Source organism: Lysobacter antibioticus HS124 (genome assembly GCF_000336385.2).
In the GTDB taxonomy this organism is placed as follows: domain Bacteria; phylum Pseudomonadota; class Gammaproteobacteria; order Xanthomonadales; family Xanthomonadaceae; genus Lysobacter; species Lysobacter firmicutimachus.
Genome location: NZ_HG424509.1, coordinates 1 through 22,885, shown reverse-complemented (window position 1 = coordinate 22,885; position 22,885 = coordinate 1). Strand labels below are relative to the sequence as shown.

Genomic DNA, 22,885 nt, shown 5'->3' with positions numbered 1-22,885 from the left:
TTATATGTTCCCTGAGGGGTTTCACTCATTCCCGTGCCGCCACCGATGCGGCTAGCGTCGGATGTGCGTCGCGGCCCAGACCGCGACGTATCGCTATCGGTCCGGCGCGTCCGGGCCGCCTTTCATCTCGGGGAGTCACGAATGAAGCAACGCAAGTTGGTGTGCGCACTGGGCCTGGGTCTGTCCATGCTGGCGGTATCGAATCTGGCCGCGGCGCAAGGCCCGGATCCCAATCGCGTCTGGGTGAAGTTCAAGCAGTCGGCCGAGCGCGAGAACGTGCGCAAGGCGCTGCAGGCCGGCGGCGGTGCGATCCACTTCCAGTTCGACAAGCTCAACGCTTTCGTGGCGACCCTGCCGCCGCAGGCGCAGCAAGCCCTGCGCAACAACCCGAACATCGCCTCGATCGAGCCCGACCTGCCGCGTTATCCCTCGGCCCAATCCGTGCCTTACGGCATCGACAAGGTGCAGGCCCGCGACGTGTGGGACGCCAACCGCGACGGCACGATCGATGCCGGTGCCGCGACCGGCGCCGGGATCAAGGTCTGCGTGATCGACTCGGGCATCAATTCCGCCCATGAAGATTTCGCCGGCATCGCCATGACCGGCTATCCGACCGGCTGGAACAACGACACTTGCGGCCACGGCACCCATGTCGCCGGCACCATCGCTGCGGCCAACAACGCCACCGGCGTGGTCGGCGTCAGCCCGGGCAAGGTCTCGTTGCACATCATCAAAGTGTTCGGCACCAACGGCTATTCCGGCGAGGGCCAGTGCTCCTGGACGTACAGCTCGACCCTGGTCGACGCGGCCAACCGCTGCGCTACCGCCGGCGCCAAGATCATCAGCATGAGCCTGGGCGGCAGCGGCAGCTCGACCACCGAGCGCAACGCGTTCCAGAGCCTGGCCGACCAGGGCATCCTCAACATCGCCGCGGCCGGCAACGACGGCAACGCGACGCTGAGCTACCCGGCCTCGTATCCGAGCGTGGTCTCGGTGGCCGCGGTCGACGCGAACAACGCCAAGGCCGATTTCTCCCAGTACAACAGCGAGGTCGAGCTGTCCGCGCCGGGCGTCGGCGTGCACAGCACGTTCCCGTTGGTCGACGACCCGCTCAAGGTCGGCAACAGCAGCTTCGCGATGAACCCGATCGACGGTTCCAAGCAGGCCACCGCCAGTGCGGGCTGGGTCAACGGCGGCCTATGCACGGCGTCCAGCTCGACCTGGCGCAACAAGGTCGTGCTGTGCCAGCGCGGCACCAACAGCTTCCTGGAGAAGGTGCAGGCGGTGCAGAAGGGCCGCGGCGTCGGCGTGGTGATCTACAACAACGTCGACGGCGCTCTGCACGCCACCCTCGGCGTCACCGCGACCGGTGCGGCCAATCACAGCACCATCCCGGCGGTCGGCATCGCCAAGGCCGACGGCGAGGCGATCATCGCCGGCCTGTCCGGCCAGAGCGCGACCGTCGACACCGTGCCGCAGGCCAGCAACACGGCTTACGTCGACATGGACGGCACCTCGATGGCGACCCCGCATGTGTCCGGCGTGGCCGCGGTGGCGTGGAGCGCCAAGCCGACCGCGACCGCGCAGCAGGTGCGCGATGCGCTGGCGGTGACCGCGATCGATCTGGACGCGCCGGGCCGCGACGACAACACCGGCTGGGGCCTGGTCCAGACCCAGGCGGCCATCGCCGAGCTGCAGGCGCAGTAAGCTGAAACGAGGCGGCGGCTGCGCCGCCTCGGAGGAACCGGCGGCTACGCCACGCTCGTTCCTGGCGTCGATGGGTTAGGGGACGTGCCGGGGGCGGAGGGGATCAAGCATCGCTTGCCCCCTCCGTCCCTGTTTCGTTTCCGCTCCTCTCCACTTTTTCCTCGCTCATGCATACTGCCGGTCCCTGACGCCGCTCGCCGCCGCATGCCCGACGCTCCGCCCGTCGCCCTGGTGTGGTTCCGCAACGACCTGCGCCTGGCCGACAACCCGGCCTTGCGCGCCGCGCTCGAGGCCGGCTATGCGCCGGTGCCGGTCTATATCCATGCTCCCGACGAGCACGGCAGTTGGCGTCCCGGGGCGGCCTCCGACGCCTGGCGCCATCGCGCACTGGCCGCGCTGGACGCGGACTTGCGCAAGCGCGGTTCGCACCTGCGGCATTTCTTCGGCCCCAGTCTGGCGACCCTGCAGTCGCTGGTGCTGGCGATGGGCGCGCGCGCGGTGTTCTGGAACCGGCGCTACGAGCCGTACATCGAGCGTCGCGACACCCGCATCAAGCAGGCGCTGCGGCGCATGGGCGTGCGGGCCGAAAGCCACAACAGCGCGTTGTTGTTCGAGCCGTGGACGTTGCGCACCAAGCAGGGCGGGCCGTTCAAGGTGTTCACCCCGTTCTGGCGCGCCGCGCTGGCGGACTGGCGAGATGCGGCCTGCTGGCCGGCGCCGGCGTCGCTGCCGGACGTTGCCGAGGGGCCGGAGGGCGTGCCGCTGGCGGCGCTCAAGCTGGCGCCGGCGTTGGACTGGGACGCCTCGTTCTGGCCGCACTGGACGCCGGGCGAGGGCGGGGCGCAGGCGGCGCTGGATACCTTCGTCGAAGGCGCACTGCGCGGTTACGCGCAGCAACGCGACCGGCCCGACCGGGTCGGCACCTCGCGCCTGTCGCCGCATCTGCACTTCGGCGAGATCGCGCCCTGGCGCGCGGTCGCGGCGCTGCAGGCCGAACGCAACGCCGGCAACGCGGGCGACGTCGACGCGGCGATCCGCGAGCTGGGCTGGCGCGAGTTCGCCCACCACCTGCTGCATCACTTCCCGGACACCCCGGAGCAGAACTTCAATCCGCGCTTCAACGACTTCGCCTGGGCGCGGTTGTCGCCGCTCAAGCTGGAAGCCTGGCAACAGGGCCGCACCGGCGTGCCGATCGTCGACGCCGGCCTGCGCGAGCTGTGGGCCACCGGCTGGATGCACAACCGCGTGCGCATGATCGTCGCCAGCTATCTGACCAAGCATCTGCGCTACCACTGGCGCCACGGCGCGCGCTGGTTCTGGGACACCCTGGTCGACGCCGACCTGGCCAACAACACCCTGGGCTGGCAGTGGGTCGCCGGCACCGGCGCCGACGCCGCACCGTACTTCCGCATCTTCAACCCGGTGACCCAGGCCGAGAAGTTCGACCCCGACGGCGCCTACATCGCGCGCTGGCTGCCGGAACTGGCGCCGCTGCCGCTGCCGTTGCGCTTCGCCCCCTGGCAAGACCCCGCCCGCCTGCGCCGCGTCGCCCCCGACTACCCGCCGCAGCCCCTGGTCGACCTGGCCGCGGGGCGGGATGCGGCGTTGCAGGCCTATCGGGGCCGGGATTCGTGATTGGGGATTTGGGATTCGTCGAGCAAGAGCAGACGATCCCGCTTTAGCCAATCCCGAATCCCGAATCTCTAATCCCGAGCAAGCGCGTTGACCGCTCCCGCGACCGCATGATTCACTCGCCGGACATCCGGGGAGGACGCATGGCCAAGGCAGAGGCGGGATCGGGATCGGCGACGCAATCGCGCAAGCGCGCTCGGCGCGAACCGATGTCGCGGGTCGATACGGCCTGGCTGCGGATGGAGCGCCCGACCAACCCGATGATGATCACCGGCGTGCTGATGTTCGCCGAGCCGATGTCGGTCGAGGCGCTCAAGCGCGTGGTCAAGCAGCGCTTCCTGGCCTATACCCGGTTCCGGCAGAAGGCGGTCGACACCGCCGCCGGCGCGTATTGGCAGACCGACGACGATTTCGATATCGACTGGCACGTGCAGCACACCGCGCTGCCGGGGCGCGGCGGCAAGCGCGCGCTGGAGCGCTTCGTCAGCCAGCTCGCGTCCAGTCCGCTCGACGGCAGCCGGCCGCTGTGGCAGTTCCATCTGGTCGAGCGATACAACGGCGGCTCGGCCCTGGTCGCCCGCATCCATCACAGTTACGCCGACGGCATCGCCCTGGTGCAGGTGCTGTTGTCGCTGACCGACACCACCGCGCAGCCGGCCAAGGGCAGCGATCTGGCCCAGGCCTGGCTCAAGCAGGACGGCGTCGATGTCGCCCGCCGGGTCGGTGCGGTCGACCGCTACATGAAGCTCGGCAGCAAGGTGGTCGAGAAGGGCATGGAGATGTACCGCGACCCGACCCTGGCGGCGATGCTGGCCAAGGAGGGCGGCGAGATCGCGCGCGAACTGCTGCACGCTCTGTCGCTGTCGGACGATCCGCCGTCGCTGCTGCGCGGCAAGCTCGGGGTCAGCAAGCGAGTGGCCTGGGCCGAGCCGCTGGACCTGGAAGAGGTCAAGGCGGTCGGGCGCGCCTGCGACTGCACGGTCAACGACGTGCTGATGGCGACCGCGGCCGGCGCCCTGCGCAGCTACATGATCGAACGCGGCGACCAGGTCGACGGCCTGACCCTGCGCGCCACCGTGCCGGTCAACCTGCGTCCGCTCGAGCACGCGCGCAAGCTCGGCAACCATTTCGGCCTGGTATTCCTCGACCTGCCGGTCGGCGAGGACAACCCGATCCGCCGGGTCGAGCGGGTCGCCGAGTGTATGAATAACCTCAAGAACTCACGCCAAGCCATTGTTGCATTTGGCCTTTTGGCGGCGCTCGGCATGGCGCCGTCGCAGGTGCAGGGGCTGGCGCTGGAGCTGTTCAGCCGCAAGGCCACCGCCGTGGCGACCAACGTGCCCGGGCCGCAGCAGCCGCTGTACCTGGCCGGTTGCCGGCTCGACGGGATGATGTTCTGGGTGCCGCAGACCGGCTCGATCGGCGTCGGCATCTCGATCCTCAGCTACAACGGCAAGGTTCATTTCGGCCTGATCGCCGACGGCAAGCTGATCCCCGACCCGGACGCGGTGATCCAGCGTTTCGGCAGCGAATTCGACAAGCTGCTGTACCTGGCGCTGATGGGCAATTGGGACGTGACCCTGGACGCAGCCGGCGCCGATGCCCTGATGCCGGAGCCGGTCGTCGCCTGAGCGGTCGGTACGCCTCCTCGCAAGCTGAATCGCGGCGCAGCGCCGCGCGCGCTCGTCACCCGCCCGCGACGGCGGCGTGATTAGTTTGAGCGCGCACGTAACGCAGCCACCGCCCGAGGAACGTCCATGAAAACCCAGATCAAGCTCGCCCTGGCCGCCGCCACCATGACTGCGATGCTCGCCGGCTGCGCGACCGGCGGAGGCGGTTACTACGGCGGACAGCCGCAGCAGCCCTATCCGAATCAGAGCTATCCGAATCAAAACCCGCCGCCGCAGCAGCAGGGCGGCATGAGCAAGACCCAGAAGGGCGCGTTGATCGGCGCCCTGGCCGGCGTCGCTGCCGGTCTGCTCAGCGGCGACGACGCCACCGAGCGTCGCCAGCGCGCCCTGATCGGCGCCGGCGTCGGCGGCCTGGCCGGCGGCGCGATCGGCAACTACCAGGACCGCCAGGAGCGTGCGCTGCGCGAACGCATGGCCGGCACCGGCGTCGACGTGGTCCGCAACGGCGACAACATCACCCTGAACATGCCGAGCAACATCACCTTCGCCTTCAACAGCGCCAACCTCGACCCGCAGTTCTATCCGGTGCTCGACAACGTCGCCGGCACCCTGACCGAGTACAACCAGACCATCGTCGAGGTCGCCGGCCACACCGACAGCATCGGCACCGACGCGGTCAATCAGCGCCTGTCCGAACAGCGCGCCGCCAGCGTCGGCAATTACCTGATGTCCAAGGGCCTGATGCGCGATCGCTTCATCCTTACCGGTGCCGGCAAGACCCGGCCGATCGCCAGCAACGACACCGAGGCCGGCCGGGCGCAGAACCGCCGGGTCGAAATCACCCTGGTGCCGGTGCGTTCCTGAGCGAGCGAACCGTGCTGAGTTGATCCACGGAGCCCGACCGCCGCGTCCGCGTCCGCGACCGGCGGGATCAACGCGATGCGAAGTACACGACGGGCCGCGCAAGCGGCCCGTCGTCGTCTCGGCCGCGATTGCGAACCGTGCGGCGGAACGCGACGCCGATCGCGTGTTCGTGCGCGCCATGCCCACCCCGGTGGCCCGAGATGACGAAAACGCCTGCTGCCAGGTGGCGTGGCTGAAACCCTCGCACGAGCGCGAACGCGCTGCTCAAGGCCCCCAGCGCCGGCTCGCCTGGCGCCGGCACCGACGACGCGGTCCCGGTGTTCGCCGGCGATGCCGCCCCCCGCATCGGCGCGAGCCGGATCGCGCTGCGATCGCTGGACGTAGCCGCGAGCTCGCTGGAGTGGATCCACTGGCCGGGTGAATTTCACCCTCCTGGCCTCGGTGCCGCCTGCGCAGATCCGCCGCCAGCGCATCGCGGGCGGCGCGACCGTGGAGACCGACGGCCGCCGCCCAGGTGCACGCGGCCGCCGAGGGCCATCCGGCCTTCGCCGAGTTCGCGCCGGCCGAACGCTGATCCGGGCAGGGGCCGGCGCGAGCGCGCCGTTACCGCCTCAACGCGATCGTTCGAACGAGAACAACTGCGCCAGCGGATGCGCGCGGCGTTCGATCGCCGCGCGCAGCAGGCCGGCGCCGATCATGCTGTAGGTGATGCCGTTGCCGCCGTAGGCCATCGCGAACAAGACCCGCGGGCCGTGCTGCGGGTGCGCGCCGAACCAGGGCAGGCCGTCGGCGGTTTCGGCGAAAGTGCCGCCCCAGGCGAAGACCGGCTGCAGGGCCAGCCGCGGGAAGCGATGCGCGACCGCTTCGACCAGTTTTTTCGCTTTGTCCGGCACCCGCCGGTCGCGGCGGGCGGGCCGGTCGACCGCATCGTCCGCGCCGCCGACCAGCAGGCGACCGTCGCCGGTGGAGCGCAGGTACAGGTACGGCCGCGCGGTTTCCCAGACCAGGGTGTCGCGCAGGCCGTCGAGCATGGCCTCGTCGAGCGGATCGGTGACGAAGGCGTAGCTGCTGCGGTTGCGCGCCAGGCGCTGACGGATCCAATGCTGGCCGGCATAACCGGCGGCGATCACCGCATGACCGGCCCGCACGCGCAAGCCGTCCTGACTGCGCAGTTCGACCGACCGCGATCCCGCGCGCACGAGCTCCAGGCGGGTGCGGTCGTGCACGGCGATGCCGCGCCGTTGCAGGCGGGCCAGCAGGCGCAGGGTCATCCGATACGGGTCGACCCGCGCGGCGCAGGCGCTGAGGATGGCGCCGGGCGCGCGCAGGCCGTAACCGGCGGCGAGTTCGCCGGCGTCGAGCCAGCGCAGCTTCAGGCCGTGGCGCAGCCGTAACGCGGCCTCATCGCGCAAGGCATTGCAATGGCGCGGCTTGCTGGCGTAGTACAGGCTGTCGCAGCGGGCGAAATCGACGTCGCGCAGGCCGTGCGCGACCGATTGCAGGGCCGGGATGGCGTCGGCGCAGGCGCGGTACGCGGCGACCGCCGCGTCTTGTCCGTAGCGCCGGCACAGCTCGAGCAAGGGCGTGTCGATTTCGTACTGGAGCAGGGCGGTGCTGGCGGCGGTGCTGCCCCAACCGATGTCGCGCTGCTCGAACAGCGCGGTTTCGATGCCGTGCGCGGCCAGTTCGTCGGCGATCAGGGCGCCGCTGATGCCGCCCCCGATCACCGCGACCTCGCAGCGCAGGTCCTGCCGCAGCGGCGGAAACGCGTGCATCAGGCCGTTGCGGATCGCCCAGTACGGGGTGCCGCTCTTGAGGTCCATCATGACCGGCGCTGCATCCGGGGCATGCGCCCAGCAAAACCGCTGCGGCGTCAGCGCGGAGTGATTGCGGCGGCGGGGCGCGGCGCAAGCGCGCCGCAGCGGATCAGTGGCGCACGCCGTCGGCGGCGCCGAGCCCGCCGTGTTGCGGGTCGGGTTCCAGCGCCAGTTCGCGTTCGAGTTCGGCGCGGAATTGTTCGAAGCTGATTCCGCGTTCGGCGACTTCGCTGTCGGCGGCGCGGCGCAGCGCCGGCGAGCAGCCCAGGCTGACTTCGCGGCCTTCGCGGCGGTGCAGGCTGGCGGCACGCTCGAGCAGGGCCAGCACGCGCGCGGCGCTTTCCGAGCCGCCGACGATGCGGCCGCCCAGGCCCAGGGTCCATTCGCCTTCACGACGCACGATGCCGCCGAGCAGGCGGCCGGCGTCGTCGCGCAGCTCGGCATGGGGTTCGATGCCGGGGCCCGGCGGCGGCGCGCTGCGCGCCTTGGCCAGCTTGCGCTTCTTGGCGTCGCGGCGGGCCTTGGAGGTGATCGACATGGCGTGCTCCTCGACTCGGGCCGGATCGTCCTGCGGGGGATCATAGCCTGTCGGCCTCGTCGCCCCAAAGATCGGCGCCGGTCGGCCGCGGCGATGCCGGATCGCCGCGGCCGGGGGCGTTACACAGACCGGAGGGCGCATTCAGTGCCGATGCGAGTGTGCTTCATGGTCGGCGGGCGTGGTTTCGACATCGCTCGGGGGCTGCGTTGAGGGCGTCGGGCCAGAGCGAGCCGGCGCGGGCTTGGGAGGATGAGCAGGGTTTCCGCCGTGTCCGTCGTGTCCGTGTGCGCTCGCGGCGGCGGTATCGGAGGGCGAGGGCGGCGGCGGTGCCGCCGGTGCGGCCTGCGGCGAAGCCGCCGTCGCCGGCCGGCGCGGTTTCGCTGCGGGATGCGTCATGGCGGCGTGGCCCGCCGGGTCGGCGCTCGCGGAATCGCCCCTCCTGGCGTCGGCCTGCTCCGAGTGGGCGTGCGCCGGGTAGGCATGTCCGGGACCGGCGTGGCCGGAACCCGCGCCGGCGGTTTCGCCGCCGCCGTGCGAATGCCCGTCGCTGCGCTCGATCCAGTCGCGATACTCGGCCGCGTCCATGCGCGGCATGCGGCGCACGAATGCGACCAGATTCCACAGGTGCGCCTCGTCCATGCTCGCGCCCCAGGCCGGCATGCCCGAAGCCTTGATGCCGTGGCGGATGGTCCAGAACGCCTGGGCCGGGTCGACCGAATGCCGGCTCAGGTTCGGCGGCGCCGGATACAGCCCGCGCGAGAGTTCGGTCGGACCGCGGCCGGGAGCGAGGTGGCAGCCTGCGCACATGGCCTCGTAGTTGCCGGCGCCCTGGCGGATGCGTTCGGCGTCGTCCAGCGTCGGGACCGACAGTTCGCGAGCGCGCACGGCGACCGAACGTTCGCGTGCGTAGTCCAGCAGGGCGTAGACCGGGCGCGTGTGCGGCGCGTCGGCGCCGACGTCGTACAGCCCGGCCCATAGCGCTGCCGCGCCGAGGCCGAGCGCGGCCGTCGCCGCGGCGCCGAGCCGCAGCGTATTGCGTAGCGTGTTGTTCATGGCGTCCTCGTCAGAACCAGAGCCGGATGCCGGCGACGAATCGGGTGTCGTCCACGTCCTCGCCGTCGGCGCGCCGGTAATCGGCGGTGTCGCCGAAGGCGCGCTCGCGGCTCAGGCCGATGTACGGCGCGAAGCGGCGGCTGAACTCGTAGCGCAGGCGCAGGCCGGCTTCGACCGTGCTCAGCCCGCGGCCGACCCCGCGCCGCGCGTCGTCCTTGCCGTTCAGGTCGACCTCGATCAGCGGCTGCAGGATCAGCCGATTGGTCAACAGCAGTTCGTACTCGGCTTCCAGGTTGAGCGCGGTGCGTCCGGATTCGCCGACATAGGCGGTCGCGGCCACTTCGAACTTGTACGGCGACAAGCCCTGCACGCCGAACGCGGCCCAGCTCTGCGACGACTCGGGGCGGAAGTCGTGCTTGATGCCGACTACCGCATCCCACCATGGCGAGATCGCGCGGCCGTACAGCACTTCCAGATCGGCCGATTCGGTGCTGCCGTGCTCGCGCTCGCCTTCGCTGCGCAGCCACAGCCGATCGGTGTCGGTGCCGATCCAGCCCTGCGCTTCCCAGGCCTGGGCGCCGCCGTGCTCGGCCTCGACCGATTCGAGCCGGTTGAACAACAGATAGTGATTGACCGCGGGCGCGTGCTGCATGTGGTGCTGCAGCGGCGGAAACGCCGCGGCGCGGTCGGCCTCGGTCGGCACCGGAATCGGCTCGCGCGGTTCGCCGGCAACCGCGGCCGCGGCGGGCGAGCCATCGGCTACGCCGTGGCCCATCTTCGAATGATCGGCCTCGCCGTGACCCATCTTCGAGTGATCCGTCTGCGAAGGGTCGCCTTCGCCGTGGCCCATCTTCGAATGATCCATCTTCGAATGATCGACTTCGGCCGATTGCGCAGCGGGCGCGTCAGTCTGTTGCGGAGCGTGCCCGGCGTGCGCCGATTGCGCCGCGGCCAGGCCGGGTGCCAGGCCGGCGGCGCACAGCGCCAGGCTCAGTGCGGAAATACGCGAACGACGACGGCTCATTCTTCGACCCTCACTTCGCGCATCATCCCGGCTTCCATGTGGTAGAGCAGGTGGCAGTGGTAGGCCCAGCGGCCGAGCGCATCGGCGCGCACGCGGTAACTGCGGCGCGTGCCGGGCGGCATGTCGATGGTGTGTTTGCGCAGGTGGAATTCGCCGCGCTCGTTCTCCAGGTCGCTCCACAGGCCGTGCAGGTGGATCGGGTGAGTCATCATGGTGTCGTTGACCAGCACCACCCGCAGGCGCTCGCCGTAGGTCATGCGGATCGGCTCGGCGCCTTCGAACTTCTGCCCGTCGAAGGACCAGGCGAACTTTTCCATGTGGCCGGTCAGGTGCAGCTCGATCTCGCGGCCGGGCTCGCGCCCGTCGGGATCGTCGAACAGGCTGCGCATGTCGGCATAGGTCAGCACCTTGCGGCCGTTGCCGCGCAGGCCGATGCCGGGGTCGTCGAGCTTGGGCGCCACGCTCATCGCACGCATGTCGATCAGGCGCGGGTCGCCCTGGGGCGCCGCCGCGGCGCCGTGCTGGGCGTGAGCGCCGCCGCCCATGTTCGCGCCGCAGCCGCCTTCCATGCCCTTGGTCCCTCCGCCGTGGCCCATGTTGGCGCCGCAACCGCCTTCCATGCCCTTCATGCCGCCCATGTCGTGGCCGCCGTGACCCATGCCGCCGTGGCCCATGTCGTCCATGGTCAGCAACGGCCGTGGATCGTTGCGCGGCACTTCGGCCTGCAGGCCCTCGCGCACCGCCAGGGTGCCGCGTACATAACCGGTGCGGGCGTTGTCCTGGCAGAAGATGGTGTAGGCGTCCTGGCCGCTGGGTTCGACCAGCACGTCGAAGGTCTCGGCCACGGCGATGCGGAATTCGTCGACCGTGACCGGGTGGATGTACTGGCCGTCGGCGGCGACCACGGTCATCTTCAGCCCCGGAATGCGCACGTCGAAGTAGGTCATCGCCGAGCCGTTGACGAAACGCAGCAGCACCTTCTCGCCGGGCCGGAACAGGCCGGTCCAGTTGCCGGCCGGCGTGCGGCCGTTGAGCAGATAGGTGTAGGTGTGGCCGTTGACATCGGACAGGTCGGTCGGGGTCATGCGCATCCGTCCCCATTCGCCGCGGTCGCGCAGGGTCTCGCGCAGACCGCGCTCGCCCGCGTCGCGGAGAAAATCGCCGACGGTGCGCTTGTAGTAGTTGTCGTAGCTCGACATCTTCTTGAGCCGGCGGAACAGCGCCGCCGGGTCCAGGTCGGTCCAGTCCGACAACAGCAGCACGTGCTCGCGGTCGTAGCGGAACGGCGCCGGTTCGCGCGGGTCGATCACGATCGCGCCGTACAGGCCGGCCTGTTCCTGGAACAGGGAATGGCTGTGGTACCAGTAGGTGCCGGATTGGCCGACCTTGAACCGGTAGACATAGCTCTCGCCCGGGCGGATGCCGTCGAAGCTGAGTCCTGGCACGCCGTCCATGTTGGCCGGCAGGATCAGCCCGTGCCAATGGATCGAGGTCATGCCCTCGCGCAGGCGGTTGGCGACGCGCAGGGTCACGGTGTCGCCTTCGCGCCAGCGCAGCAGCGGCGCCGGCAGGCTGCCGTTGACGGTGATCGCGCTGCGCACGCGGCCGGTGAAATCGACCGGCGCGGCGCCGATCGACAGGTCGAATTCGGTGCCGCTGAGCACCTGCGGCGCGCCGGCCAGCGGCGCGGCCGCGGCGTGGCGCCACAAGCCGCTGCCGGCGACGAGGCCGCCGACGGCGAGGCCGGTGACGAAGCGGCGCCGGCTGGCGTCGGGCGGATGCGCGGCGTCGTTGCCGCCGAGACGGGGATATCGGTTCATGAGACCTTCCTTGCGGGAAGCGTCGCGAGCAGTGTCGCGAAGCGTTCGGGTCCGGGCAAGCGGCACGCGCAAGGGGCGCAGCGGCCACGGACAGTCGCGGCAGGCGCGCACGCGGGAGGCGCGCGGCGATGCCGGTCAGCGGAGCGCGAGCTCCGGCGAAGGACTCAGGCGATGGGAGGTCGGATCAGGCGGTTCGAGCCGGCGTCGGGCGCAACCGTGTCCGGCGCCGGCGCCGGGCGCGCGGCGGCCAGCGGCGCCGGCAGGGGCAGAGCGATGCGGACGATCGCGGCGGCTTGCAGGCAGTCGCACTGGCACAAGGCTTTGCCGCAACAGTCGTCGGTCGGCGGGCCGCGGTCGGGCGCCGGCGATTCGGGGGCGAGGGCCGGTGCGGAATCGGTCGCCCGTTCGCGGCCATGGCAATCGCTTGAAGCGTCGTCCGCCGCCGATCCGGTCGCGGCCAGCGCGACGGCGCGGTCGGGGGCGGCATGCATGGCATGCGCTCCGCTCACGGACATGGCCGCCGCCGCATAGCCGTTCAGGCTCAGGGCGACGACCAGCAGCACGCGCAACAGGAGCGAATACAGAGTCATGAAACGCCGACAGGAGGGCGGGGCACAGAATGGTGCAGCGGCCGCCGGGTTTCAAGCCGCTGCCGATGGGTCCGCGCGATGCAGCATGCAACCTTCCCACGTGGGAAGGTCAAGCCGCGGGTCGCGCCCCTCACCGCGCCAGATCGCCGTATTCGGTGTACAGCACGCGCTCGACCCGGCCCCGGCCGATGCCGTCGCCGACCCGCAACTCGCCGCTGCCGCGCGCCTGCGGACGGCGTAGCGTCTGGCCTTCCGGCGCCGCATCGCCGTCGATGCGGACGATCTGGTCCATGTCCGGAGCGCCTTCGATGCGATGGGCCAGGAAGCGTTCGCGGCCGCGGCCAAAGGCGATCCAGGCGCCGGGGTCGGGCCTGCGGCCGGGTTCGAAGCGGCGGAAATGCACGATCCGGCGCACCGTCACTTCCACCTCGCGCGCGATCGGCGTCCCGTCGCGTTCGAAATGGCCGCGATAGAGGTCGGCGCGGAAGCGCGCTTCGGGCTTGATCGTCTGCACCAGCGCCCAGCGCTCGCTCGGCGCCAGGGTGTAGTAGTCCTGCGGGTGGCGGCCGGCGTCGTCGCGGTACGACGCCAGCGCTTGCGCCGGCAGTTCGGCCTCGAAGATCAACTGGTAGTCGTGCGGCGAATGCAGCATCGGCAGATGCGAGAGATAGACCGTATCGACCCCGGCCACCAGCATGCCGTGGGTGTTGGGCGCATCGGCGAACTCGCCGGCGTGGGGCACGCGGGCGAAGGCGTACTGAGCGCGCGTGTCCTGGTGGAGGAAATCGCCGAGCCCCTCGACATCGGCCCGCCAGCGGCGCAGGACCGCACCGTCCAGCGCCAGGCCGTGCTCGTCCGGCTGCAATGCCGTGCCGATCGGATACAACTCGCCGGGGCGGGCGCTCATCTCGACGTGCGCGCCCAGGACCTGCGCGACCGGCCGGCGGCGGGCGAATGCCTCCAGGCGCGCCGCGCTGGCGCGGTAGGCGTTCAGATCGCGCACGGTCAGCAGTCCCGGATACAGGCTGTCGCCGCTGAACAGGCTGCGGGTGGGCGGATCGTAGACCGCGATATGCGCCGGGTCGTGCCCCGGCAGCGGCAGCACGCGCAGTTCGCGGCCGCCGAGGTCGAACCCGGCCTCGCCTTCGGGCCAACGCGTCAGGCCGAAGAACGCGGCGACTTCCTCGACGGAACGGCCGACGACATGGGTTTGCGGGCGATCGCGGAAAGCGGCGTCGCCGTGCGTGTGGTCGCGATGCGAATGGGTGTGCGCGACGACCAGCGGCAAGGTTTCGCCGCGGCCGTGTTCGCGCTGCCATTGAGCGAGCAATGCGTCGACGGTGGCACGCAACGGGAGATCGCTGCCGGCGACGGGTTCGGCGCCGCTGTCCAGCAGCAGGGCGCGGCGTTCGCCGGCGATCAGATACAGGAACGGCGCCTCGAAATTGGAGCGCTTGGACTGGCGCAGCACCCATAGCCCCGGTGCGGCGGCCTGTACTTGCAGGGTGGGTTCGCCGGCGGCGCCATGGACCCAGCGCTGCGGCAGGTCCAAGGCGCGGCCGGGCAGGGCGGCGCACAGCAAGACGGCGGGCAGGAGCGTACGTAGCAGCAGGCGCGACAGGGGCATGCGGGCCGGGACCGGAAGCAAAGCCCGATTATCACCGTCCGCGTCCGATCCGCGAGCCCGGCGCGACGCCGGCGGGTGCTGTCCTGCAGCACGCGGAGCAGCGCAGCCGCACGCCGGCCACACCGGAAGCGTGAACCCGGCCGGCAATCCGGCGCATCCGCGCCGCGGTAAGCGGCCTCAGCCGTTGACAGCGCTGTCATAGCGAGGACATTCGGCCGGTCTGCCGCGGCAGACGCCCCCACTGGCTGCAGGAGAGTCCGCCCATGAACCTCGTACGCTTCGCATCTTCGGCCTTGCTGGCATCGCTGTTCGGCGCCGTCTGCGCACCGTCGCCGGCCGCCGCGCAGACCCTGGTCTGGCAGGACGAATTCAACGGCCCGGCCATCGACCGCAACCGCTGGACCTACGACGTCGGCGACGGCTGCCAGATCGGCCTGTGCGGCTGGGGCAACAGCGAGCTGCAGTACTACACCAGCCGGCCGGAGAATGCGCGGATCGAGAACGGTCGCCTGGTGATCGAAGCGCGGCGGGAGGCCTTCGGCAGCCGCGGTTTCACGTCGGCGCGACTCAAGACCGAAGGTCGCCTGCACTTCAAATACGGCACGTTGGAGGCGCGGATCAAGGTGCCGGACCTGCGCAACGGCCTGTGGCCGGCGTACTGGATGCTGGGCACGGTCGGCAACTGGCCGGCGCGCGGCGAAATCGACCTGATGGAGATGGGCTCGGCCGCGGCGATCGGCGCCGGCTTGACCAATCGCCGTGTCGGCGCGGCGGTGCATTGGGACTACCGCGGTTCGCAGGCCGATTACGGCCGCGACTACGACAGCGCGTCGGACCTCGCCGGCGGTTTCCACGTGTACCGCATGACCTGGGACCCGCAGTTCATCCGCGTGTCGGTCGACGGCCGGCAGTTCTTCGAATTCGCGATTTCCGACATCGAAGGTGCGTCGCTGCACGAGTTTCACCAACAGCACTTTCTGCTGTTGAACCTGGCCGTCGGCGGCAGCTATACCGGCATCCTGTCCAATGCCGGCATCAGCGCGCCGCTGCCGGGCAGGATGGAAATCGACTACATCCGCCTGTACCAGAACCCGGGCAGCGAGCTCTACACCGGCGCCGAAGCGCCGGCGGGCAAATTCGGCGTGTACACCGAGCGCGGCGATATGAACGCGCGTCTGAACTACGGCCGCGACGCGGAACTGTATCTGTGGAACAACCTGACGCCGATCGCCGCGCCGGCCTACGAGGGCAGCCAGTCGATGGCGTTCCGCGCCAACGCCGGCGCCTGGTACGGCCTCGGGGTGTATACCGGCTATCGCAACCTGAGCCGTTTCGGCAACGGCCGGCTCAAGTTCCATATGCGCACCACCGCGACGAACAGCTTCAAGATCGGCCTCAACAGCTCCTTCGGCGACAGTTGGATCGTGTTCGCTCCGGGCGGCCAGCAGTACGGGCTGGTGCGCGACGGCCGCTGGCACGAGGTCAGTATTCCATTCAGCGCTTTCCATGATCTGGATCTGCGCGCCTTGAAGCAGATGTTCATGCTCGCGGCCGATCCGCCGGGCAGCAACGTCGACGTCTTCGTCGACAACGTCTACTACCAGGACTACTGATCGCCGCGCACGATCGCACGCAATGCGATGCCGCACGGTCGTTCCGGACCGTGCGGCGCAGCACACAACTCGCAGCGAAGCGCGCGCGCTTCGCCTTGCCAACGCCGCCCGCTGCGCTTACTTTATCCGGCACTCGACGGCGCTGTTGCGGCCGTCTCTCAGCCAGCCGGCGCCCGCGCCCGCAAGCTCGCCCCTCTCCCAGAGCTTGCAGGTGCTTCCGTGAAATCCTCTCGCGGCGCGCATATCGCGCCAGTCCGTGTCCTTGCGCGCGCGCTTCCGCGGCCGCACACGTCCCACCTTGTCGCCGCCGCCTGCGGAGGCGCGCCATGATCGGCGAAGCCAATGGACTGGCGCGTCAGGATTCCGCTCCCGTTTCGGCGCAAGCGACCGTCGCTGCGCCACCGTTGTTGTCCGGCTATCAGGCGCAGGACTCGCTGTTTTCCTCGTCGCAGCAACAACTGCACGCGCGCGGCCTGCTCGCGCCGCTCGGCCGCGCCATCGACGAGGATCTCGCCGGCGCCGCCGAAGGCCTGCTGGCCGACATCGCGATCGAACACGGCCGTTTGCCTTTGCTCGGCGCGGTGCCGTTCGACCGCAGCCAGGGCGCGCGGTTGTGGTTGCCGACCCAGGCGGTGTTCGCGGCCGGACGCGCGCGCCATCGCGGAGCGGCGCTCAGCGCCGTGCCCGGCGGCGAAGCGCGCGCGCGGCCGGCGATCGAGCCGGTGCCGGCGCCGGCCCAGTTCAAGCGCAACGTCGAACGCTCGCTGGCGCAGATCCGCGACGGCGCGTTGCGCAAGGTGGTGATGTCGCGCAGCCTGCGCATCGGCGCGCGAGTGGACGTACCGCAGTTGTTGGCGCAACTGCTGGCGCGTGCGCCTTCGGCGTACACCTTCGCCATGGACCTGGCCGCGTTGCAAGGGGCGCCGGCTTGCCTGATCGGCTCGAGCCCGGAGTTGCTGCTGGCCAAGCGCGGGGCGCGCATCGTGTCCAATCCGTTGGCCGGGTCGATTCCGCGCGCCGCCGATCCCGACGAAGATGCGCGCCGTGCCCGCGGTTTGCTGGAATCGGCCAAGGACCTGCACGAGCACGCCCTGGTGGTCGAGGCGGTGGCGGCGAATCTGGCGCCGTATTGCCGCGAGTTGCGAGTGCCGCCGATGCCGTCGTTGCTGGCGACGCCGACCATGTGGCACCTGTCGACCCGGGTCGACGGCGTGCTGAAAGACCCGGCGACCGGCTCCCTGCGCCTGGCGTTGGCGCTGCACCCGACCCCGGCGGTGTGCGGCGCGCCGACCGAGCGCGCGCGCGACGCGATCCGCGAACTGGAAGGCTACGACCGCGGACTGTTCACCGGCCTGGTCGGTTGGTGCGATGCCGACGGCGACGGCGAATGGGCGGTGACCATCCGTTGCGCCCTGGTCGAAGAGCAGCGGACAACGGTGTTTGCCGGCGCCGGCATCGTCGCGGGGTCCGAGCCGGAGGCCGAGCTGACCGAAACCAGCGCCAAGCTGAGGACCATGCTGGGAGCGATGGGGCTGGCGCACGCCGTGGAGCCGGCAATGGGGGAGGGCGGGGCATGAGCGCCGCATCGGAGAATGGGCCCGATCGCCTGGACGGCTTCGTGCCCTGGCCGGCGGAATTCGCCCGACGCTACCGCGAACGCGGCCACTGGGCCGGCATCGGCCTGTACACGCGGCTGGCGCAGCTCGCCGCGCAGCATTCCGGGCGCACAGCGCTGGTCTGCGGCGATCGCCGCTGGTCGTATGCGGAGTTCGACAGGCGCGTGCGCGCCTTCGCCGCCGGATTGCGCCGCGTGGGGATCGCGGCGCGGGACCGGGTGGTGTTGCAGCTGCCGAATCTGGCCGAGCATTACGTCGCTTGCTACGCGCTGTTCCGGGTCGGCGCGCTGCCGGTGTTCGCGTTGCCGGCGCACCGGCGCGCGGAGATCGGGTACTTCGTCGGCCACGCCCAGGCCCGTGCGGCGATCGTCGCCGACCGCGAAGCCGGTTTCGACTATCGGGCGATGCTGCGCGAACTGCAGGCCGAGCACGCTTGCCTGGAGTCGGCGATCGTGGTCGGCGACGCGCAGGAATTCCACGCGTTCGACGCGCTCTACGACGAACCGCTGCCGGCCGGGGAGCCGGTCGATGGCCCGGATGCGGGCGAGGTCGCGTTTCTGCAACTGTCCGGCGGCAGCACCGGCGTGCCCAAGCTGATCCCGCGCACTCACGACGACTATCTGTACAGCGTCCGCGCCAGTGCCCGGATCTGCGGCCTGGACCCGCATTGCGTTTATCTGTGCGCTCTTCCGGCCGCGCATAACTTCCCGATGAGTTCGCCCGGCGCCCTGGGCGTGTTCGATGCCGGCGGCTGCGTGGTGCTGGCGCGACGCCCCGAGGCGGACGCCTGTTTCGAACTGATCCAGCGCGAGCGGGTCACCCTTACCGCGGTGGTGCCGGCGCTGGCGCTGGCCTGGCTGGAGTCGGCCGCGCGCCGCCGCTACGACCTGTCCAGCCTGCGCACCATCCAGATCGGCGGCGCGCATCTGGCCGGCGAGGTCGCCCGGCGCGTGCCGGAGGCCTTCGGCTGCCGCCTGCAGCAGGTATTCGGCATGGCCGAGGGGCTGGTCAACTACACCCGCGACGACGATCCGGCGGAGCTGGTGTTGGGCAGCCAGGGCCGGCCGATCAGCGACGACGACGAGATCCGCATCGTCGACGACGAAGACGTCGAGGTCGCCGAGGGCGAAGTCGGGCATTTGCTGACCCGCGGCCCTTACACCATCCGCGGTTACTACAAGGCCGAGGCGCATAACGCGCGCGCTTTCACCGTCGACGGCTTCTATCGCACCGGCGACCGCGTGCGCCGCCTGCCGAGCGGTCATCTGGTGGTGGAGGGGCGGGCCAAGGACCTGGTCAACCGCGGCGGCGAAAAGATCGCCGCGGAAGAAGTCGAAAGCCATTTGCTCGCCCATCCGGCGGTGTTCGACGCCGCCCTGGTGGCGATGCCGGACCGCTGGCTGGGCGAGAAGAGCTGCGCGTTCGTGGTGTTGCGCGAGCCGGCGCCGGCGCCGCGCGAGCTGCAACGTTTCGTGCGCGAGCGTGGCGTGGCCGCCTACAAGGTGCCCGACCGGATCGAAGTGGTCGCGCAGCTGCCGCGGACCGCGGTCGGCAAGATCGACAAGAAGGCCTTGCGCGCGCGCCTCGCCCCGGGCGCCCCCGTTTCCGCCGCCGCGCCGACCGCGGCGGCTTTCCCTACCGTTATCGCAGACCCTTCATGACGATCCCGACTATTGCCAGTTACCCCATGCCGGGCGCCGAGCGCCTGCCTGCCAACCGCGTCGACTGGCGACCCGAGCCGGCGCGGGCCGTGCTCTTGATCCACGACATGCAGGACTATTTCCTCGGCTTCTACGACCGCAGCCAGGCGCCGGTGCCGGCGCTGATCGACAATATCCGCGCCTTGCGCGAAGCCTGCGACGGCGCCGGCGTGCCGGTGGTCTACACCGCCCAGCCCGGCGCACAGAGCGCGGCCCAGCGCGGGCTGCTGCAGCCGTGGTGGGGGCCGGGCATCACCGCCAAGCCGGAGCTGACCCCGGTCGCGGCGCAGATCGCGCCGCGGCCGCAGGACACGGTGCTGACGAAGTGGCGCTACAGCGCGTTCGTCTCCAGCGACCTGGGCGAGCGCATGCGCGCGCAAGGCCGCGATCAACTGATCGTGTGCGGCATCTACGCCCATATCGGCTGCATGATGACCGTGGCCGACGCCTTCATGCACGACATTCAGCCGTTCCTGGTCGGCGACGCGGTCGCGGATTTTTCCGCCCAGGAACATGCGATGGCGCTGGATTACGTCTCGCGCCGCTGCGGCGTGGTGATCGACCGCGCCGGCTGCGAGGCGGCGCTGAGCGCGGGCCTGGGACTGCCGCGCAGCCTGGTGCAGCTGCGCAGCGAACTGGCGCAGATCGTCGAATTGCCCTTGGATGAAGTCGGCGCCGACGACAATCCGTTCGAGATCGGCCTGGATTCGATCCGGTTGATGAGCTTGCTGGAACGCTGGTCGGCCGGCGGCGAGCGCATCGGCCTGGTCGAGTTGGCCGAACGCGCCAGCGTCGCCGACTGGTGGCGGTTGATCGATTCGCGCCGGGCAGCCTGATGAGCGGACCGGAGGTTTTGGGCCTGACCGGGCCGCAATACGGCATGTGGGCCGCGCAGCAACTCGACCCCGACAGCCCGTCGCTGTGGACCGCCGAAGCGGTGGAACTGGAGGGCGAACTCGATGTGGAGGCCCTGCAGGCGGCGGTGACGCAGACCCTGCGTGCCTGCGATGCGCTGCATATGCGCTACCGCGACGGTGCAAGCGGTCTGATCCAGGCGTTGGACCCGGCTCGCTGCGTCGAATGGCCGTCGATCGATTTCTCCACCGCCGCCGATCCATGGAGCGAGGCGCTGGGCTGGATGCACAAGGACCTCGCGCGCCGCGCCGATCTGACGCAGGGGCCGTTGTTCGCCAGCGCGCTGCTCCGGCTCGGGCCGCGACGGCATCTGTGGTATCTGCGCGTCCACCACATCGCGCTGGACGGCTTCGCCTATTTGCTGCTGATCCATCGCGTCGCCGAACTGTACAGCGCCGCCGTCGGCGGGCCCGCGGCGTCGGCGGCGCGCGACTGGTCGTTGGCGCCGGTGGTGGCCGAAGACGCCGCTTACCGGCGCTCGGCGCGCTGTGCAGAAGACCGCGCGTTCTGGCTCGGGCGTTTCCAGGGCGCGGGCGAGCCGGTCACGCTGGGGCGCAAGTGCGCGCCCGACGCCGCTGCGCATTCGTTGCGCCACTTGCTGCCGTCGGCGCAGTACCCGGCCTGGCAAGCCGCCGCGAGGGCGGCGGGTGCGGATTGGGCGAGCTGGCTGGTCGCAGCGATCGCGGCCTGGATGCATGCCCGCAGCGGTGCGCGCGAGATCGCGCTCGGTCTGCTGGTCATGAACCGGCTGGGCAGCGCCGCGCTGGGCGTCCCATGCATGGCGATGAACGTGGTGCCGCTGCGGATCGCGCTCGACCCGGGCCAGAGCTTCGATGCGCTGGTGCGCGAGGTCGCCAGCGAACTGCGCGCCCTGCGCCCGCACCAACGCTACAACTACGAGTGGCTGCGCGGCGACCTCGGCCTGGCCGACAGCCACGCGCAATTGTATGGGCCGGTGCTGAACCTGATGCCGTTCGACCGCGGCTTCGTCTTCGACGGCTTGCGCAGCCGCGCCCATCCGATTTCGGTCGGCTCGGTCGAAGACCTCGATATCACCGTCTCGCCTTTGCCCGACGGCCTGCGCCTGGACCTGGAGGCGAACCCGCAGGCCTATCCGGCTGAGGTGCTGGAAGCGCACCAAGCGGCCCTGCTGAACTTGCTCGATGCGGTCATCGCCCGCCCGGACACCAGTCTGGCGACGCTGGCGGCGCACTGCGGCGGCACCGCCGCGGAGGCCGCATGAGCGCGCCGTCGCGGCCGCGGTTGCTGCGGGTCGCGCGCATCGTCCAACGCAGTCCGCAGATGCGCCGCATTACTTTGTCGGGCGCGGACCTGGCCGGGTTTCCGGGCGGTTGCGAGGGCGCCCACATCAAGCTGTTGTTCCCGGCCGTGGCCGGCGAGGCGCCGGCGCTGCCCGGCATGGGCGAGCGCGGGCCGGTGTGGCCGGCCGATGCGCCGCGTCCGCATGTGCGCACCTACACCGTGGCGCGCCACGACCCGCAGGCCTGCGAGCTGGATGTCGATATCGTCCTGCACGGCGACGACGGTCCGGCCTCGCGCTGGGCGGCGACTGCACGCCCGGGCGACCCGCTCGGCCTGGCCGGTCCGGGCGGTCCGCCGTTGTTCCAGCCGCAAGCCGAACGCTTTGTGCTGATCGGCGACCCGAGCAGTTACGCATTGCTGTGCGCGGTGATCGCGCAACTGCCGGCGCAGGCTCGGGTGGACGCGTTGCTGGAAGTGCCCGATGCCGGCGAGATACTCGACCTGCCGTCGCACCCGCGCCTGCATGCGCGCTGGTTCTCGCGCGACGGAGCGCCGGCGGCGCCGAGCCGACGGCTGCTGGACGCGCTGCGGGCCATGCCATGGCCGACCGGGCAGAGGCTGTCGGTGACCTTGGCCGGCGAAACCGCTCAAGTGGTGGCGATCCGCGACTTCCTCGCCCGCGAGCGCGAGGTGCCGCGCTCGATGATGTACGCCGTGCCGTACTGGAAAGAAACTTGGGATGAGGACCGGTATCACGAAGAGCGGCATCGGATCATGGATGCGTTCGAGGAAGCGGCGGCATGAACGCCGTCGCTGCGAGCGCGAGCGCAGGCGAATTCGCCGGCCGCTTGGTGCTGGTCACGGGCGCCGCCCGGGGCATCGGCGCCGCCACCGCGCAGCGCTTGGCGGGCGAGGGGGCGCGGCTGGCGCTGATCGATCGCGACGGCGACACGCTCGCGGCGACCGCCGCGAGGTTGCGCGAATGCGGCGCCGAAGTCGGCGCGATCGCGCTCGACCTAGCCGACGCCGCAGCGGTGGATTCGGCGGTCGCGGCGATCGAGCGCGAGCGCGGCCCGATCGAGCACCTGGCCCATGTCGCCGGCATCCTGCGCGTCGGCGCCAGCCTGGAGCTCGATCTCGAAGATTGGGACGCCTGCATGGCGGTCAACGCGCGGGCGGTGTTCGCGACCACCCGCGCGGTCGCCCGGCGCATGCGCGACCGCGGCCGCGGCAGCATCGTCGCCGTCGGCTCCAACGCCGCCGCCGCGCCGCGGATCGGCATGGCCGCCTATGCCGCCTCCAAGGCCGCCGCGCACCAGTACCTGCGTTGTCTGGCGCTGGAGCTGGCGCCGTTCGGCATCCGCTGCAACATCGTCTCGCCCGGCTCGACCGACACCGCGATGCAACGCGCCTTCGCCGCCGACGAGCGGGCGCGGCGCGACATCCTCGACGGCGTGCCGGCGTCCTATCGGCTC

Annotated in this window: 18 protein-coding genes; 11 read left to right on the top strand and 7 right to left on the bottom strand. The window is 70.6% G+C overall.

Going from position 1 to position 22,885, the window contains the following annotated elements; all coding sequences use genetic code 11:
- Nucleotides 1-141 precede the first annotated feature (141 nt).
- The 4 genes from TX83_RS12340 to TX83_RS12325 all read left to right on the top strand — a co-directional run bounded on the left by TX83_RS12340 (nucleotide 142) and on the right by TX83_RS12325 (nucleotide 5,834).
- On the top strand, nucleotides 142-1,707 hold the full coding sequence (locus TX83_RS12340; RefSeq protein WP_064748251.1) for a S8 family serine peptidase: 1,566 nt from the start codon (nucleotides 142-144) through the stop codon (nucleotides 1,705-1,707).
- 204 nt (nucleotides 1,708-1,911) lie between these two features.
- Nucleotides 1,912-3,342 (top strand): cryptochrome/photolyase family protein, encoded by a 1,431-nt coding sequence (locus TX83_RS12335; protein WP_064748250.1) that lies wholly within the window; start codon nucleotides 1,912-1,914, stop codon nucleotides 3,340-3,342.
- A 206-nt stretch (nucleotides 3,343-3,548) separates the two neighbouring features.
- Entirely contained in the window at nucleotides 3,549-4,970 is a 1,422-nt protein-coding gene (locus tag TX83_RS12330) for a WS/DGAT/MGAT family O-acyltransferase (protein ID WP_186442590.1), read from the top strand.
- A gap of 126 nt (nucleotides 4,971-5,096) precedes the next feature.
- The gene (locus tag TX83_RS12325; RefSeq protein WP_064748248.1) at nucleotides 5,097-5,834 is read left to right on the top strand and encodes an OmpA family protein; all 738 of its coding nucleotides are present in this window, start codon (nucleotides 5,097-5,099) and stop codon (nucleotides 5,832-5,834) included.
- A gap of 611 nt (nucleotides 5,835-6,445) precedes the next feature.
- Here TX83_RS12325 and TX83_RS12320 read toward each other — a convergent pair.
- From TX83_RS12320 to TX83_RS12290, 7 genes are all read right to left on the bottom strand, one after another.
- Nucleotides 6,446-7,657 (bottom strand): NAD(P)/FAD-dependent oxidoreductase, encoded by a 1,212-nt coding sequence (locus TX83_RS12320; protein ID WP_064748291.1) that lies wholly within the window; start codon nucleotides 7,655-7,657, stop codon nucleotides 6,446-6,448.
- Between the two features lie 103 nt (nucleotides 7,658-7,760).
- The gene (locus TX83_RS12315; protein WP_064748247.1) at nucleotides 7,761-8,189 is read right to left on the bottom strand and encodes a hypothetical protein; all 429 of its coding nucleotides are present in this window, start codon (nucleotides 8,187-8,189) and stop codon (nucleotides 7,761-7,763) included.
- Between the two features lie 141 nt (nucleotides 8,190-8,330).
- A complete protein-coding gene (locus tag TX83_RS12310; protein ID WP_064748246.1) occupies nucleotides 8,331-9,242 on the bottom strand; it encodes a c-type cytochrome in 912 nt (303 codons plus the stop codon).
- 10 nt (nucleotides 9,243-9,252) lie between these two features.
- Complete coding sequence (locus TX83_RS12305) at nucleotides 9,253-10,266, bottom strand: copper resistance protein B (RefSeq protein WP_064748245.1); 1,014 nt, start codon at nucleotides 10,264-10,266, stop codon at nucleotides 9,253-9,255.
- Nucleotides 10,263-12,086, bottom strand: a complete 1,824-nt coding sequence (locus TX83_RS12300) for a copper resistance system multicopper oxidase (protein WP_064748244.1) — start codon at nucleotides 12,084-12,086, stop codon at nucleotides 10,263-10,265. The genes TX83_RS12305 and TX83_RS12300 overlap by 4 nt, the downstream gene beginning before the upstream one ends.
- 164 nt (nucleotides 12,087-12,250) lie before the next feature.
- Complete coding sequence (locus tag TX83_RS12295) at nucleotides 12,251-12,649, bottom strand: CopL family metal-binding regulatory protein (protein ID WP_261370123.1); 399 nt, start codon at nucleotides 12,647-12,649, stop codon at nucleotides 12,251-12,253.
- A 157-nt stretch (nucleotides 12,650-12,806) separates the two neighbouring features.
- On the bottom strand, nucleotides 12,807-14,303 hold the full coding sequence (locus TX83_RS12290) for an MBL fold metallo-hydrolase (RefSeq protein ID WP_064748242.1): 1,497 nt from the start codon (nucleotides 14,301-14,303) through the stop codon (nucleotides 12,807-12,809).
- A 263-nt stretch (nucleotides 14,304-14,566) separates the two neighbouring features.
- Between TX83_RS12290 and TX83_RS12285 the strand changes: the two genes are divergently transcribed.
- The 7 genes from TX83_RS12285 to TX83_RS12255 form a co-directional block, all read left to right on the top strand.
- A complete protein-coding gene (locus TX83_RS12285; protein ID WP_064748241.1) occupies nucleotides 14,567-15,916 on the top strand; it encodes a glycoside hydrolase family 16 protein in 1,350 nt (449 codons plus the stop codon).
- Nucleotides 15,917-16,242: 326 nt separating this feature from the next.
- Entirely contained in the window at nucleotides 16,243-17,493 is a 1,251-nt protein-coding gene (locus tag TX83_RS12280; protein WP_075575138.1) for an isochorismate synthase, read from the top strand.
- Complete coding sequence (locus TX83_RS12275; protein ID WP_064748239.1) at nucleotides 17,490-19,193, top strand: (2,3-dihydroxybenzoyl)adenylate synthase; 1,704 nt, start codon at nucleotides 17,490-17,492, stop codon at nucleotides 19,191-19,193. Before TX83_RS12280 ends, TX83_RS12275 begins: the two co-directional genes overlap by 4 nt.
- Nucleotides 19,190-20,068: an isochorismatase family protein gene (locus tag TX83_RS12270; RefSeq protein WP_186442588.1), complete on the top strand. Its 879-nt coding sequence runs from the start codon at nucleotides 19,190-19,192 to the stop codon at nucleotides 20,066-20,068. The genes TX83_RS12275 and TX83_RS12270 overlap by 4 nt, the downstream gene beginning before the upstream one ends.
- On the top strand, nucleotides 20,068-21,390 hold the full coding sequence (locus TX83_RS12265; protein WP_064748237.1) for a condensation domain-containing protein: 1,323 nt from the start codon (nucleotides 20,068-20,070) through the stop codon (nucleotides 21,388-21,390). The genes TX83_RS12270 and TX83_RS12265 overlap by 1 nt, the downstream gene beginning before the upstream one ends.
- Entirely contained in the window at nucleotides 21,387-22,214 is an 828-nt protein-coding gene (locus tag TX83_RS12260) for a siderophore-interacting protein (RefSeq protein WP_064748236.1), read from the top strand. The genes TX83_RS12265 and TX83_RS12260 overlap by 4 nt, the downstream gene beginning before the upstream one ends.
- On the top strand, nucleotides 22,211-22,885 hold a 675-nt coding region (locus TX83_RS12255), incomplete at its 3' end, for an SDR family NAD(P)-dependent oxidoreductase (protein WP_064748235.1). The genes TX83_RS12260 and TX83_RS12255, both read left to right, overlap by 4 nt.